This is a genomic window from Propionivibrio dicarboxylicus (assembly GCF_900099695.1).
GTDB classification, from domain to species: Bacteria; Pseudomonadota; Gammaproteobacteria; order Burkholderiales; family Rhodocyclaceae; genus Propionivibrio; species Propionivibrio dicarboxylicus.
Map to the genome: position 1 here is coordinate 12,761 of NZ_FNCY01000016.1, position 13,858 is coordinate 26,618.

Consider the following 13,858-nt stretch of genomic DNA (forward strand, 5'->3'; position numbering starts at 1 on the left):
ATCCTGATGGACATCCAGATGCCATCGATGGATGGCATCGAGGCGACCCGGCGGATCCGCCGCAACGCGCGTCGGGGAAATGTCCCCATCATCGCCGTGACGGCGAGCGCGTTCGAGCAGGACCGCGTGCACTGCAATCGTGCCGGCATGGACGATTTTGTCGCCAAGCCCGTGCATGCCGAAGATTTGTACCAGGTGCTGGCGCGCTGGCTGAAAGACGTTGCCAGCGACGCGAACCGCAATTAGAGGAGGGCGGGGGCGCAATCAAGCTTCGGTTTGCGCCCCGCGCCGGTTGTCTGCGGCGCTGCGTATCTTGAAGCCGCTCCGGCGATCCGGCGGCTCATTGAAAACCCGCCCCGGGGTTTCCGCCGGCGTGGTCGATTTCTTCCTTCGCTCACCGGACGCTGGCCCAGCGTCCGGTGCCTTGCCATGACGATCGAGCGCACCTCCGGCGTGAAGGGGCGGGGGGGTTCGGCATGCCTGCCTTGACTGTCCTGGCGATCAGGAAAATATTTCCAGTTCAATATGGAAAATGTTTCCGGATAGGATTAGACTGCGCTCACGCATCAGGGCGCGGAAGCTCGCGCCGGTGCACCGGATTCGAAATGCGCGCCCGGTTTTTCATGAGGCGCATGGCATATAGGACGGATGGCGGGGACGAACGGCGATGGCGAATTTGAGCGTTTCTTCGGTCGAGCGCGGGCTGGCGATTCTCGAGTTGCTCGTCGATCATGCCGATGGCTTGCAGATCAGCGCGATCGCGCAGCACTTGTCGCTGCCGCTCAGCGCGACGCACCGCCTGTTGCAGGCGCTGGCCAATCGTCATTACGTGCGCCAGGACCGTTTCAGCGATCGCTATGTGCTGACCTTGAAGCTCGGCTCGATCGGTCTGCGCCAGCTGGCCGGGATGAATGTCACCGAGGCGGCGCAGCCGATTCTCGACGACTTGGCGCGGCAGACCGGCGAATTCGTTCGCCTCGCCGTCGTCGAGGACGACGAGATGACCTGGGTCGCCAAGTCGCAGGGCGCGACCGGCGCGATCCGCTGCGATCCGATCAGCGGGCGGCACGTGCCCTTGCACACGACGGCGATGGGCAAGGCCTGGCTGGCGAGCCTGCCAGAGAAAGAGGCGATCGCCCGTGTCGTCGAGCGCGGTTTCGGGAGCGAACTCCTGGGCCCGAACGCGGTGCGCACCGTCGCCCAGTTGCGCCGCGAGATCCGGGCGACGCGCACGCAGGGCTTTGGCATCAACGAACAGGAATCCGAACTCGGCTTGTCGGCGATCGCCATGCTGGTCAAGGATCCGACCAAGGCCAATCACGTCGTCGGCGCAGTGTCGATCGGCGGCCCGACCTTCCGTCTCGACCGGGCCCGGCTGGTCGCCTTCGCCGCGCCCTTGCACGAAGCGATCCGCCGCATCGAGGAGATCTGGCCGATCCGCTCGCAGTCGATTTTCACGGCGCAGCGCGCCGATTCGTCATTTCACATTTAGGGAGTTGTCATGGTTGCACAGCCCTCGCGGATGCGCGAGATATTGGCCCGAGTGCCGGTCATGCCGGTGCTGACGATCCATGATGCCGCCATCGCCGGCGAACTTGCGACGGCGCTGGTGGCGGGCGGGGTGACGGTGTTCGAGGTGCTGATGCGGACGCCGGCCGCGCCCGAAGCGATCCGCGCCATGCGTGCGGCGGCGCCACAGGCCGCCGTCGGTGCCGGCACCTTGCTGCGGCCGGCCGATGTCGAGGCGGCGGTGGCCGCCGGCGCCTCCTTCGGTGTCGCGCCGGGACTGACCGACAGGCTCGCCGCCGCCGTGCGTGCGGCCGACCTGCCGTTCTTGCCGGGCGTCGCCAGCGCCAGCGAGATCATGGCCGCGGTCGAGCACGGTTTCCGTGAACTCAAGCTCTTCCCGGCGCATGGCAGTGCCGGTATCCAGTGGCTGCAGAGCATGGCCGGCGTCTTTCCCGAGCTGACTTTCTGCCCAACCGGCGGGATTCGGAACGAGGATGTGCCCGGCTATATCTCCTTGCCCAACTGCAAGACGATCGGCTGTTCCTGGGTGGCGCCGAACGAGCTGATCAAGGCGCGCGACTGGTCGGCGATCACCGCCCTGGCTCAACGCGCCATGGCGATGCGGCAGGGCTGAACGATGTCAGGAAATAAGCGGCCGGTGGCGGGCGCACCCTTGCGTATGGTGACGGTCGGCGGACTGTGTCTGTCGAGCCTGTACCGCGTCGACGAAATTCCGCCGGTGCCGGGCAAGGCGCTGGCCTCGGGTTTTTTCCAGGTGGCCGACGGCATGGCCTTGTCGGCCGGGTTCGCGTTCCTGCGCCTGGGCGGGCAGGCGACGGTATGCGCGCGCATCGGCGACGACGAACTGGGCGCGTCGATCCGGCGCGGCTTGGCCGGTGAAGGGCTCGACACGTCGGGGCTGCACAGCGTTCCCGCTGCCAAGACCTCGCAGGCGGCGATCATCGTCGATCGGCGCGGCGACCGGCTGGTCGTTCCCTTTCATGACGAGCGGGTCGATAAGTCGCCGGATTGGCTGCCGGTCGGTGACATCGCTCAGGCCAGTATCCTGCATTGCGACGCGCGCTGGGTCGAAGGGGCCGAACACGCGATGCGCACGGCGCGCAAGTTCGGCGTGCCGACGATGATCGATGGCGACGTCGCCCCGCTCGAGGTGCTGCAGCGGCTGGTGCCGCTCGCCGATTACGCTGTCTTTTCCGATGCCGGCCTGCTGCTCTATGCCGGCGTCAATGACGTCGAGACGGCGTTGCGGCGGGTGGCGGCCGAGCATGCCGGGCATGTCGGCGCGAGTTGCGGCGCGGAAGGGTATTTCTGGATCGAGGAGGGTGCGCTGCAGCATGTGCGGGCGCCGCGCGTCGAGGTCGTCGATACGCTGTCCGCCGGCGACGTCTTTCATGGCGCCCTGGCGCTGGCCTTGTTGGAAGGGCGGTCGATGACGGCAGCGGCACGCTTTGCCTGCGCTGCCGCCTCGCTCAAGTGCACGCGGTTCGGCGGACGTCTCGGCTGCCCGCTGCGCGATGAGGTCGAGGCGCTGGTGCTTGCCACCTACGGCGCCGCATAAACGGTTTTTTGGAGAGAGGTAAACGAGTCGGAGTATTTTTTTGTCGCAGGGAATGTGTCACCACACGCATTTTTTGAGGAGATTTCCATGAAAAAAGTAACGTTGCTTTCCGCTGCTGTTTCGGCCACGGCGCTCTTTGCCGCCACCTTCAGCGCACCGACGCTGGCGCAGGGGACCTTCCCCCAGCGTGAAGTCACCATCGTCGTGCCTTTCAATCCGGGCGGCGCCTCCGACATGACCGCGCGGATCATCGCCAAGGGCATGGAAGCCGATCTCGGCAAGCCGGTCGTCGTCGTCAACAAGCCGGGCGGTTCGGGCGGTGTCGGCATGTCGTCGGTGGCGCGCAGCACGCCGGACGGCTATATGCTGACCTATGTGCCGGTCGAACTGGTGATGCACAAGGCCTTGAAACTCTCCGACCTGCAGCCGGAAACCTTCGATTTCATCGGCCAGACGACTGTCGTGCCGGCGGCGCTGACGGTGCCGGTCGATGCGCCCTACAACACGATCGCCGAGTTCATCAAGTACGCGCAGGCGAATCCGGGCAAGGTCCGCGTCGGCAACTCCGGCGCCGGTTCCATCTGGCATATTGCCGCGTCGGCGCTCGAACAGAATCAGAAAGTGACCTTCAACCATATCCCGTTTGAAGGCGCGGCGCCGGCGGTGACGGCGCTGATGGGCAAGCATATCGAGGCGGTGACGGTGAATGCCGGCGAGGTCAAGGCGGGCGTCGATGCCGGCAAGCTGAAGATCCTGGCGATCATGACGCCGGAACGCGATCCGGCCTTCCCGAAGGTGCCGACGGCGATTGAAAGCGGCGTCAAGATCGAGTTCGCCGGCTGGGGCGGTTTTGCCGCGCCGAAGGGAACGCCGAAGCCGGTGCTCGACCGTCTGAGCGCGTCCCTGAAGAAGGCTGCCAGCAGCGAAGAGTTCAAGACCTTCATCGCCTCGCGCGGCATGGTCGTGCATTACCGGTCGTCGGAAGAATTCAAGAAGTTCGCCAATGACCAGTATGTGTTCTTCAACAACCTGCTGTCGAAGATGGAACTCGGCAAGTAAGACATCGCGGTGCGTCCGGCCGGGCCCGTCGGTGCGGCCGGACGCCGTTGCGTGTCGATGATGAAAGGATTAGTCGTGACAGTGTTGAACCAGGGCGGAATCGAACGATTTCGCCAGGCCGTCGGCGCCCTGCCGTTGATTGCGGTGCTGCGGGGAATTCGTCCGGCCGAAGCGGCGACGCTCGGCAAGGTGCTCTATGACGAGGGCTTTCGCCTGATCGAGGTGCCGCTCAATTCGCCCGAGCCTTTCGAGAGCATCGCGCAGATTCGCAAGGCCTTGCCGGCCGATGCCGTCGTCGGCGCCGGAACGGTGCTGGCGCCCGAACAGGTGGTGTCGCTGAAAGCCTGCGGCGGCGATATCGTTTTCATGCCGCACTCGGATCTCGAGGTCGTGCGCGCGGCGAAGCGCGGAGGCCTGCTCTGCGTGCCCGGCGTCGCCACGCCGACCGAGGCCTTCGCCGCCCTGGCGGCCGGCGCCGATGCACTCAAATTGTTCCCGGCCGAGATGATCGTGCCGAAGATCGTCAAATCGATTGGCGTCGTCTTGCCCAAAGGCACCTGCCTGGTGCCCTTCGGCGGCATCACGCCGGATAACATGGGGCCGTATATCGAGGCGGGCGCCAGCGCCTTCGGCTTGGGGTCGGCCTTGTACAAACCCGGCATGCGCGCCGACGAACTCGGCGATCGCGCCCGCGCCTTCGTCGCCGCGCTGCGACGGGACTGGAAGGGCCGGTGAAGGTGGCGTCGGCCGTCACCCCGCAGACGCCGCGGATGATTGCCGTCGGCGCCGTCTGTTCGGCGACGATCTTTCAGGTCGAGACGATTGCGCCGCCGCCGGCCAAGCTGCTGGCGCAACGGCGCGTTCAGCTGGTCGACGGCATGGCGATATCGGCGGCCTACGCCTTCGCGCGATTGGGCGGCCGTGCCGACATCTGGTCGCGCATCGGCGACGACGCCCTCGGCGTCGAGGTGCGCAAGGTGCTGAGCGACGAAGCTTTCGACGTGTCGGGACTGCAGGTCGTACCCGGCGCGGCGACCTCGCAGGTGGCGATTATCATGGACCGGCGGGGCGACCGTCTGGTCGTGCCCTTTCACGATCCCTGCGCCGATACGCGGGCTGACTGGTTGCCCTTGCAGCATCTTGACGGCGCCGATTTCCTGCATTGCGAGACGCGCTGGCCGGAGGGCGCCGAGGTGGCCTTGCGGGCGGCCCGGGCGCGCGGTATTCCGTGCATGGTCGACGGCGATGTGGCGCCGCCCGAGGTGCTGCATCGACTGATGCCGCTCGCCGACTATGCCGTCTTTTCCGATGCCGGACTGGCGATCTACGCGGGGTGTGAGGATGTCGAGACGGCGCTGCGTTGTGTCGGTCGCGAACACCGCGGCCATGTCGGGGCGACCTGCGGCGCGCGCGGCTACGCTTGGCTCGAGCAGGACGAGGTCCGCTGGGTCGCGGCGCCGGCCGTCAAAGTCGTCGATACGCTGGGCGCCGGGGATGTTTTCCACGGAGCGCTGGCGCTGGCCCTGCTCGAAGGCTGCGACGTCGCCGCGGCAGCACGCTTCGCCTGCGCCGCCGCCTCGCTCAAGTGCACCCGTTTCGGCGGCCGTCTCGGTTGTCCGACGCGTTCCGAAGTCGATGCACTTGTGTTGACAATGACATAATATGCACTTGGGGCCGCGACGAATTTCAGGCCGGTGTTCGCCGGCGAAAAAAATACCTTAACGGAACGGCAGCAGGAACAGGATTTGAATCAGGATCAGGGGATATCCATGAACGCGGATCTTACGGGGAAAAAAGCGGTGATCACCGGCTCGACGGCCGGGGTCGGATTCGATATTGCCAGAACGCTGGCATTGGCGGGGGCGGCGGTGGTCATCAACGGCCGTCGTCCGGCGGCGGTCGAAGCCGCCGTCGCCAGGTTGGCCGCGGTGGCGCCGGGCGTCTCGGTACAGGGCGTCGCCTGCGACGTCGGCACGGCGGAGGGCTGCGCCCGGCTGCTTGCCGAGCATCCCGAGGCCGACATCTTCATCAACAACATCGGCATTTACGAATCGCGCGATTTCCTCGATGTCCAGGACGAGGAATGGTCGCGCTATTTCGAAGTCAACGTCATGTCGGCGGTGCGGCTTTCGCGGGCCTATCTGCCCGCGATGCTGAAAAAATACTTCGGGCGCATCATCTTCATCTCGTCGGAATGGGCGCTCAATATCCCGGCCGACATGATTCCCTACGGCCTCTCCAAGGCCGCGGTCTTCCATCTGGCGCAGAGCCTGTCGAAGCGGACGAGCTGTACCGGCGTCACCGCCAATGCCGTGCTGCTCGGGCCGATCCGCCCGACCGGCGAGGATTCGCGCGGCGCTGACGGCGAGGCCTGCCTGACGATGGAGGAGACGCTGTCGGCCTTCAGCAGCGAGCACCACGCGCTGGCCTCGGGCTTCCCGCACGTGGCGACCACCGACGAGGTGGCCGACACCGTGCTCTATCTCGCTTCGGCGCAGGCCTCGGCGACGACCGGCGCGCTCCTGCATCTCGACGGCGCCGTCGGTGTCGCTCGCTTGCGAACGAACTGATCGCGTCGCGATGCATCGTCTACGTCTTGCCGTCGTCGGCCTGGGAGAAGCCGGCCGCGCCCATGCCGAACGTCTTCGCGATCATGACGATTGCGTGCTGGCGGCGGTCTGCGATCCGGTGCCCGGCGCGATCGAGCGGGTCGCCGGCTATGGCGTGCCGCGCTTCCATCGTCTTGCCGAACTGCTCGATGCGCTGCGTCCCGACGGCGTCATCCTGGCGATGCCGGCGGCGTCGCAGGTCGAGGCGGCGCTGTAGTGCCTGGTCGCCGGCGTGCCGGTGCTGATCGAGCCGCCGCTCGCCGATGCGCCCGACATGGTCAGCGGCCTGATCCGGTGTGTCGAGGCGTCCGGCGTGCCGGTGCTGGTCGGTCATCGGCGGCGCTACAGCCCGATCATCGACGAGGCGCGCCGGATCATCCGCGACGGGCGCTTGGGACGCCTGGTGTCGGTGATGGGCAGCGCCACCTTCGCGCGCCCTGCGAGCGATTTTCAGGCGGCGCCGTGGCGCCGGCAGAAGGAAGGCGGCCCGATCCTCTCCGAACTCGCCGATGAAATCGACACCTTGCGCGTGCTGGCCGGCGAGATCGTCGATGTGCAGGCGATCGCTTCGCATGCCGTGCGCGGTTTCGACGTCGAAGATACGGTGGCGATCAGCCTGCGCTTCGCCAGCGGTGCGCTCGGCACCTTCATGCTTTCCGATTGCGCCGCCGGACCGTTCAACTGGACCCAGGCGAGTGGCGAAAGCGTCGGCCATGCGCAGGCGCCCGGCGCCAACTGCTATGTCCTGTCGGGGACCCGCGGCACCCTGTCGTTGCCGGGCTTGCGCCTGCTGACGCATCCGGGAGCGCCGTCATGGCGGTCGCCGCTGGTCGAGGCAACCTTGATGCGGGCCGAGGCCGATCCCTTGAGGCGGCAGCTCGATCACTTCTGTCGGGTGGTGCGCCGGACGTCGGCGCCGCTCTGTACGGTGCAGGACGCGGCGCGGACGCTGGCGGGCGTGCTGGCAGTGGCACGCGCAGCCGAAACGGGCGAACGGGTGGTGCTGGCGTAGACGCCGTGCAGACGCCCGCGTGCAGTCGTCGGGGCGGCGGCGGAGGTTCCTATTTCTTCTCGAAACCGGCGATCCAGGCGCGCGCGTCTTCGAGCGTCGAAAAGACCTTGCGCGGATAGGCGTCGAAGGGATAGGTCAGGGCGGTGCGGCAGACATCGATGATTTCCGGGTCGGTCGTGATGACGGCGACGACGATATGCGGATTGATGTGCTTCCAGTGCATGTTCAGCGCCAGCCCTTCGAGCAGCGTCTTGACCCCGATGTCGAAGATGCGGACCTCGCGGTAATCCTTGATGATGTAGCGCAGCGACGGGAAATCCGGGGTTTCCGGAATGGCTTTCAGCGAATCGAATAATGCGGGCGGCAGGAGGTCGCCCCAGAATTTCTGATAGATACCGTGGGCTTCGCGTTCTGTCTGGTAAGGCATTCTGCAACCTGCTGCGTATGAAATCAGGGACGGGACTATTCTAACCGCTCCGGAGCAAAGCTTCACGGCCGATTAGCGCGGGATCGCCACAAACGGTGGAATACGGCCTTGCGACTGGCGAATACCTGTATATAATGACAGTATTCCTTGTCGGTGCACTGCCCGTGTTTTTATCTTTCCGTCATGATCATGAAGTTCGAATCGCTCCCGGAGGAAGGCCGGAATGAATGCCGTGTCGCTGGCCGAGGTGCTGGTTCGTCCCGATGTCTGGCGCGGCGCGGCGGCGACCGCCGGGGTTCCCGTCGTGCGCAGCGGCTTCGCGCCGCTCGATGCCGAATTGCCGGGCGGTGGCTGGGCGCGTGGTGGCTTGAGCGAACTCTTGTGCGCCGGGTCGGGCATCGGCGAGTGTTCGTTGCTCTTACCGGCATTGGCGAGCGTGCAGGCCGAAGGGCGCTGGGTGGTGCTCATCGCGCCACCCCAGGTCGTTTATGCGCCGGCCTGGGCCGAGCGGCTCGATCTCGCGCGCTTGCTCGTCGTTGCGCCGGAAACGCAGCGCGACCGCGTGTGGGCGGCGGAACAGAGCTTGTCGAGCGGGGCGCCGGGGGCCGTGCTGTGCTGGGCGCCCCAAGTCGAGAGCACAGCGGTGCGGCGCTTGCAGGTCGCTGCCGCGACTGGCGGCGCGCTGGGGTTTTTGTTTCGTCCCGAGTCGGCCGGGCGGGAGCCGTCGGCGGCGCCGCTGCGCCTGCAGCTTGGCGCGACGCCCGAGGGGCGGCTTGCCGTGCGGATGCTCAAGCGACGTGGTCCGCCCTGCGCGGAGACGCTGCTGCTCGATATGTCGTCGCGATTGATGCGGAGCGTCGCGCATGAAAGCGCCGATCTGGCTGGCGTTGCACCTGCCGGCGCTGGCGCTCGAGGCCTTGCCGTCGTCTCCGTCGCCTAGCGCCGTCGTGGCCCAGGGACGTGTTCTCCTGGCCGATGCAGCGGCGCAGCGCGCCGGCGTGATGGCGGGGGTCGGCGTGTCATCGGCCCGGGCCTTGCTGCCAGCGCTGAGCTTGCGGCCGCGCGATCTTGCCCGGGAAAGCGCCGCCATGCAGGCAGTGGCCTGCTGGGCCGGCCGTTTTACGCCGCGCGTCAGCCTGGCGGACGATACCGTCCTGCTCGAGATCGGCCGTTGTCTGCGTTTGTTCGGTGGCTTGCGCGCGCTCGTGGCGACGATCGGCGAGAGCGCCGCCTCGCTCGATCTGTCAGTGGCCCTGGCGGTGGCGCCGACGCCGCTGGCGGCGCACTGGCTGGCGCTGAGCGGCGTCGCTGTCGTCTGCACCTCACCGGCACGCTTGGCGCAGCATCTCGATCCCTTGCCGGTGACGCTGCTGCCGGCACGCGCGGCGGCAGCGCTGCAGGGTTTCGGTTCGACGACGCTGGGCGCGGCGCGGCGCCTGCCAGCCGCAGCGCTGGCCCGGCGCATCGGCGCCGACGCCGTCTGCCTGCTGGCGCGCGCGTTCGGCGAGTTGCCCGATCCCCGCCCCGATTTCGTCTTTCCCGAACAGTTCTCCATGTCCTTGCCTTTGCCGGCTGCGGTCGAGCATGCGCCGGTGCTGGTGTTCGCCGCGCGCCGCCTGGTCGCGGCCTTGTCCGGCTGGCTGACTGCCCGCCAGGCCGGCGTGCGCCGCGCGACCTTGCGCTTGCGGCATGTGTCCGGCGAGACGGCGCTGTCGCTCGGTTTTTCCGAACCGATCGCCGATGCCGGACGCATCGAGCGGGTGCTGCGCGAACGGCTCGACCGCCTGACGTTGACGGCACCGGTCGAGTCGCTGTGTCTCGATGCGCTCGAGGTGGCGGCGCGGCCGGGGCACGACGGTGCGCTGTTTGGCGATGCCGGCGGCGAGCGCGAGCGGATGGGTGCGCTGCGCGAACGCCTCGGCGCGCGGTTGGGCGAGACGCAGGTGGTCTTTCCGGCGGTGTGCAACGATCACCGGCCCGAGTGCGCGACGCGGTGTGGCGCACAGCCGGAGGCTTCGCCGCCGTTGTCGTCAGCGCTTTTGTCATCGCTTTTGTCATCATTGCCGCCGCGTCCCCTGTGGTTGCTGGCTGCGCCGGAATCCCTGCGCGAGGTGGCCGGGCGACCGTATCGCGGCGGGCGGCTCGACTTATTGACCGGGCCGGAACGCATCGAATCGGGCTGGTGGGACGAAGGCGAGCGTGGCACTGAGACCGGCGCCGTCGATGTCCGTCGCGACTATTTCATCGCCCGCGACGCGGGCGGCCGCGCCGTGTGGATTTTTCGCGAGTGCCGCGCACCGGGCGGCTGGTTCCTGCACGGTTTCTTCTCATGACGAATGAATTGCCCGGCTATGCCGAGCTGCATTGCCTGTCGAACTTCAGCTTTCTGCGCGGCGCCTCGCATGCCGAGGAACTGGTGGCGCGGGCGCAGGCGCTCGGTTATGAGGCCCTGGCGATCACCGACGAGTGTTCGCTGGCCGGCGTCGTGCGCGCCCATGTCGCGGCCAAGGCGGCCGGCCTGAAGCTGATCGTCGGCAGCGAACTGGTGCTCGCCGATGGGGAAAAGCTGGTGCTGCTGGCGCAGGATCGTGCCGGCTATGGCAATCTTTCGGCGATCGTCAGCCTCGGCCGGCGCCATGCCGCCAAGGGCGAGTACCGCCTGACGCGCGGCGATCTGGCGCGCGGTGTGCCCGATTGCCTGGCACTCTGGATACCGGCCCCGGCGTCGGCGGCGACCTGGGCGGCGACGGCGGCCTGGCTGGCCGAGGCCTTTCCCGGTCGCGCCTGGATCGCGTATGAGCGCCATCTGCTGCCCGAGGATCGCGATCGGCTGGCCGCCTTGCGCATGCTCTCGGCAACGAGCGGGGTGCCGATCGTCGCCGCCGGCGATGTGCATATGCATGTGCGCAGCCGGCGTCCGCTACAGGATGCGCTGACCGCCCTGCGCCTGAAAACGACGGTCGATTCGGCCGGGCGCGCCCTGTTCGCCAATGGCGAGCGGCATCTGCGCTCGCGTGCGCGGCTGGCGCAGTTGTATCCGTCCGAGTTGTTGGCCGAGACGCTGCGGATCGCCGAGCGTTGCGATTTTTCGCTCGATTCCTTGCGTTACGAGTATCCCGACGAGGTCGTGCCGCCGGACATGACGCCGTCGGCCTATCTGCGCGCCGAAACCGAAAGCGGGCTGCTGCGGCGTTATGCCGACGGCGTTCCGGCGGCGGTGCGCGATCAGGTCGAACAGGAACTCGCGCTGATCGCCGAATTGGTCTACGAGCCGTACTTCCTTACCGTCTATGACATCGTCAAGTTCGCGCGCGGGCGTGGCATCCTCTGCCAGGGGCGGGGTTCGGCGGCGAACTCGGCGGTCTGCTATGCGCTCGGTATTACCGAGGTCGACCCGGCGCAGTCGGCGCTGCTCTTTGCCCGTTTCATTTCACGCGAACGCGACGAGCCGCCGGATATCGACGTCGATTTCGAGCACCAGCGACGCGAAGAGGTGATCCAGTACCTCTATGACAAATACGGTCGCGAGCGCGCCGCGCTGGCGGCGACGGTGATCTGTTACCGAACGCGCTCGGCCTTGCGCGATGCCGGGCGGGCGCTCGGCATCGATCGCGAGTGCATCGACGCGCTGACCTCGTCGCTGGCCTGGTGGGACAGTCGCGAGCAGTTGCCGCAACGCTTCGCCGAAGTCGGTCTCGATCCGGCGGCGCCGCGGGTCGTCAAGTGGTTGCTGCTGGCCGAGCAATTGCGCGGTTTTCCCAGGCATCTGTCGCAGCACGTCGGCGGCTTCGTCATCAGCCGCGGCCGCCTCGACCGTCTGGTGCCGATCGAAAACGCGGCGATGGCCGGCCGCAGCGTCATCCAGTGGGACAAGGACGACATCGAGGCGCTGAAACTGATGAAGGTCGATGTGCTGGCGCTCGGCATGCTGACGGCGATCCGGCGCGCGCTCGAGAGCGTCGGCGCTCGCCGGGGGCGGCCGTTCGTCCTTTCCGACATTACGCGCGAGGACCCGGCCGTCTATGAGATGATCGGCCGCGCCGATACCATCGGCGTTTTCCAGATCGAGTCGCGCGCGCAGATGGCGATGCTGCCGCGCCTGCGTCCGGCCCGGTTCTATGACCTCGTCGTCGAGGTGGCGATCGTCCGTCCGGGGCCGATCCAGGGCGACATGGTGCATCCCTATCTGCGCCGGCGCCAAGGGCTTGAAGCCATCTCGTATCCTTCGCCGGAAGTGCGCGCCGTGCTCGAACGCACGCTCGGCGTGCCGATCTTCCAGGAACAGGTGATGCAGCTGGCAATCGTCGCTGCCGGTTTTACACCGGGCGAAGCCGATCAGTTGCGCCGTTCGATGGCGGCGTGGAAGCGCCAGGGCGGTCTCGGCCATCTGCGTGAGCGACTCATCGAAGGCATGCGAACCCGTGGTTATGACATCGCCTTTGCCGAGGCGATCTATCGCCAGATCGAGGGCTTTGGCGAGTACGGCTTTCCCGAATCGCATGCCGCCAGTTTTGCGCTGCTCGTTTATGTCTCGGCCTGGCTCAAGCGGCATGAGCCGGCAGCCTTTCTCGTCGGCCTGCTCAACGCCCAGCCGATGGGGTTTTATTCGGCGTCGCAACTTGTCCAGGATGCGCGTCGACACGGCGTCGTCGTCTTCTCGCCCGACGTTCAGCACAGCGACTGGCTGGCGGCGCCGGCAGGCGAGCGCCGTGATGCCGTTCGCCTGGGCCTCGGCCAGATCGGCGGACTCGGCGCCGCCGCCGGGTTGCGCATCGCCGCCGCCCGGCCGTTTCGCGATGTCGCCGATCTCGTTCGGCGTGCTGCGCTCGGCCGCGACGATCTCGATGCGCTGGCGGGTGGCGGTGCGTTGGCGGCGCTCGCCGGCCATCGTCGTCAGGCCGCCTGGGCGGTGGCCGACGCACCGTTGCAGCGCGACCTCCTGCTCGAAGCCTCGTCATGTCAAGACGACGTCATTTTGCCGGCGCTGAGCGAAGGCGAGGACCTCGTCGCCGATTTCGCCAGCCTGCGGCTCTCGCTCGGCCGGCATCCGCTGGCGCTGTTGCGTGAGACCTTGACGCGGCGGCACTATGCGACGACGGCCGCCCTGGCTGTGATAGAACACAATCGCCCGGCGCGCTGCGCCGGCATCGTCACCTGCCGGCAGCGGCCGGGGACGGCGCAGGTGATCTTCCTCACACTCGAGGATGAACACGGCCTCCTCAATGTCATCGTCCATCCGCGCCTGGCCGAGCGGCAGCGGCGCGAGTTGCTGTCGGCACGCCTGCTCGGTGTGCTCGGCGTCGTTCAACGCGAGGGCGGTGTGCTGCATCTGGTCGCCGGTCGCCTCGTCGACCATACGCCCTTACTCGGCGCGTTGGCGACGTCGAGCCGCGATTTTCACTAGGGCTCGTCCTTGTGAACATGCCGCTTTTTTAAGCAAGGTAAAAAAATCCTTTTGCGCCAATGGAGTTGGCTCGTCTGTCCCAAGGCTATCCACAGGCTTTTCAACGGGAATTGTGAACGGGGAACGCTGTTTTCGCCCGTGTTATGCGATTAGCATTGATACGGCGCGATCTGTCGGTATTTGGGCGACGCGGTAGCGCCAGATGCGCGTGTCCGGCAGTGTTTGCCTATTTTTTGGGCGAGTGAAAAAAATCCTTTCG

14 protein-coding genes are annotated in these 13,858 nt (G+C 66.9%); 13 read left to right on the forward strand and 1 reads right to left on the reverse strand.

The features are described from left to right. The 10 genes from BLR25_RS15920 (at position 1) to BLR25_RS15960 (ending at position 7,768) form a co-directional block, all read left to right on the forward strand. Positions 1-246, forward strand: a complete 246-nt coding sequence (locus tag BLR25_RS15920; RefSeq protein WP_342718640.1) for a response regulator — start codon at positions 1-3, stop codon at positions 244-246. A gap of 421 nt (positions 247-667) precedes the next feature. Further along, on the forward strand, positions 668-1,492 hold the full coding sequence (locus BLR25_RS15925) for an IclR family transcriptional regulator (protein WP_091938899.1): 825 nt from the start codon (positions 668-670) through the stop codon (positions 1,490-1,492). Positions 1,493-1,501: 9 nt separating this feature from the next. Continuing rightward, complete coding sequence (gene eda / locus BLR25_RS15930; protein WP_091938901.1) at positions 1,502-2,143, forward strand: bifunctional 4-hydroxy-2-oxoglutarate aldolase/2-dehydro-3-deoxy-phosphogluconate aldolase; 642 nt, start codon at positions 1,502-1,504, stop codon at positions 2,141-2,143. Positions 2,144-2,146: 3 nt separating this feature from the next. Beyond that, positions 2,147-3,088 carry a PfkB family carbohydrate kinase gene (locus BLR25_RS15935; RefSeq protein WP_091938903.1) on the forward strand — a complete coding sequence of 314 codons (942 nt, stop codon included), beginning with the start codon at positions 2,147-2,149 and terminating at the stop codon, positions 3,086-3,088. An 87-nt stretch (positions 3,089-3,175) separates the two neighbouring features. Beyond that, complete coding sequence (locus tag BLR25_RS15940) at positions 3,176-4,147, forward strand: tripartite tricarboxylate transporter substrate binding protein (protein WP_091938905.1); 972 nt, start codon at positions 3,176-3,178, stop codon at positions 4,145-4,147. Positions 4,148-4,222: 75 nt separating this feature from the next. Next, positions 4,223-4,882, forward strand: a complete 660-nt coding sequence (locus tag BLR25_RS15945; RefSeq protein ID WP_245715590.1) for a 2-dehydro-3-deoxy-6-phosphogalactonate aldolase — start codon at positions 4,223-4,225, stop codon at positions 4,880-4,882. Continuing rightward, positions 4,879-5,808 (forward strand): PfkB family carbohydrate kinase, encoded by a 930-nt coding sequence (locus tag BLR25_RS15950; RefSeq protein WP_091938907.1) that lies wholly within the window; start codon positions 4,879-4,881, stop codon positions 5,806-5,808. Before BLR25_RS15945 ends, BLR25_RS15950 begins: the two co-directional genes overlap by 4 nt. Before the next feature lie 108 nt (positions 5,809-5,916). Next, the gene (locus tag BLR25_RS15955; protein ID WP_091939050.1) at positions 5,917-6,717 is read left to right on the forward strand and encodes an SDR family NAD(P)-dependent oxidoreductase; all 801 of its coding nucleotides are present in this window, start codon (positions 5,917-5,919) and stop codon (positions 6,715-6,717) included. 10 nt (positions 6,718-6,727) lie between these two features. Then, complete coding sequence (locus tag BLR25_RS21565) at positions 6,728-6,973, forward strand: Gfo/Idh/MocA family oxidoreductase (RefSeq protein ID WP_218122777.1); 246 nt, start codon at positions 6,728-6,730, stop codon at positions 6,971-6,973. A gap of 15 nt (positions 6,974-6,988) precedes the next feature. Beyond that, complete coding sequence (locus BLR25_RS15960; protein WP_218122778.1) at positions 6,989-7,768, forward strand: Gfo/Idh/MocA family protein; 780 nt, start codon at positions 6,989-6,991, stop codon at positions 7,766-7,768. A 49-nt stretch (positions 7,769-7,817) separates the two neighbouring features. Here the strand turns inward: BLR25_RS15960 and BLR25_RS15965 are convergent, their stop codons facing one another. Further along, the gene (locus tag BLR25_RS15965; protein WP_091938909.1) at positions 7,818-8,195 is read right to left on the reverse strand and encodes a hypothetical protein; all 378 of its coding nucleotides are present in this window, start codon (positions 8,193-8,195) and stop codon (positions 7,818-7,820) included. 223 nt (positions 8,196-8,418) lie between these two features. Between BLR25_RS15965 and imuA the strand changes: the two genes are divergently transcribed. From imuA to BLR25_RS15980, 3 genes are read left to right on the forward strand one after another with little or no spacing between them, the layout of a single operon-like run. Then, positions 8,419-9,135, forward strand: coding sequence for a translesion DNA synthesis-associated protein ImuA (gene imuA, locus BLR25_RS15970; RefSeq protein ID WP_091938911.1), 717 nt, complete (start codon positions 8,419-8,421; stop codon positions 9,133-9,135). Further along, positions 9,059-10,528 carry a Y-family DNA polymerase gene (locus BLR25_RS15975; RefSeq protein WP_245715591.1) on the forward strand — a complete coding sequence of 490 codons (1,470 nt, stop codon included), beginning with the start codon at positions 9,059-9,061 and terminating at the stop codon, positions 10,526-10,528. Before imuA ends, BLR25_RS15975 begins: the two co-directional genes overlap by 77 nt. Further along, entirely contained in the window at positions 10,525-13,599 is a 3,075-nt protein-coding gene (locus BLR25_RS15980; RefSeq protein ID WP_091938913.1) for an error-prone DNA polymerase, read from the forward strand. The genes BLR25_RS15975 and BLR25_RS15980 overlap by 4 nt, the downstream gene beginning before the upstream one ends. The last annotated feature ends 259 nt before the right edge of the window (positions 13,600-13,858 follow it).

Excerpts from the sequence above, each read along its gene's own strand:
- BLR25_RS15980 (WP_091938913.1), top strand. The coding sequence starts at position 10,525 with ATGACGAATGAATTGCCCGGCTATGCCGAGCTGCATTGCCTGTCGAAC.
- eda (WP_091938901.1), top strand. The coding sequence starts at position 1,502 with ATGGTTGCACAGCCCTCGCGGATGCGCGAGATATTGGCCCGAGTGCCG.
- BLR25_RS21565 (WP_218122777.1), top strand. The coding sequence starts at position 6,728 with ATGCATCGTCTACGTCTTGCCGTCGTCGGCCTGGGAGAAGCCGGCCGC.
- BLR25_RS15935 (WP_091938903.1), top strand. The coding sequence starts at position 2,147 with ATGTCAGGAAATAAGCGGCCGGTGGCGGGCGCACCCTTGCGTATGGTG.
- BLR25_RS15940 (WP_091938905.1), top strand. The coding sequence starts at position 3,176 with ATGAAAAAAGTAACGTTGCTTTCCGCTGCTGTTTCGGCCACGGCGCTC.
- BLR25_RS15955 (WP_091939050.1), top strand. The coding sequence starts at position 5,917 with ATGAACGCGGATCTTACGGGGAAAAAAGCGGTGATCACCGGCTCGACG.
- BLR25_RS15965 (WP_091938909.1), bottom strand. The coding sequence starts at position 8,195 with ATGCCTTACCAGACAGAACGCGAAGCCCACGGTATCTATCAGAAATTC.
- BLR25_RS15925 (WP_091938899.1), top strand. The coding sequence starts at position 668 with ATGGCGAATTTGAGCGTTTCTTCGGTCGAGCGCGGGCTGGCGATTCTC.
- imuA (WP_091938911.1), top strand. The coding sequence starts at position 8,419 with ATGAATGCCGTGTCGCTGGCCGAGGTGCTGGTTCGTCCCGATGTCTGG.
- BLR25_RS15975 (WP_245715591.1), top strand. The coding sequence starts at position 9,059 with ATGAAAGCGCCGATCTGGCTGGCGTTGCACCTGCCGGCGCTGGCGCTC.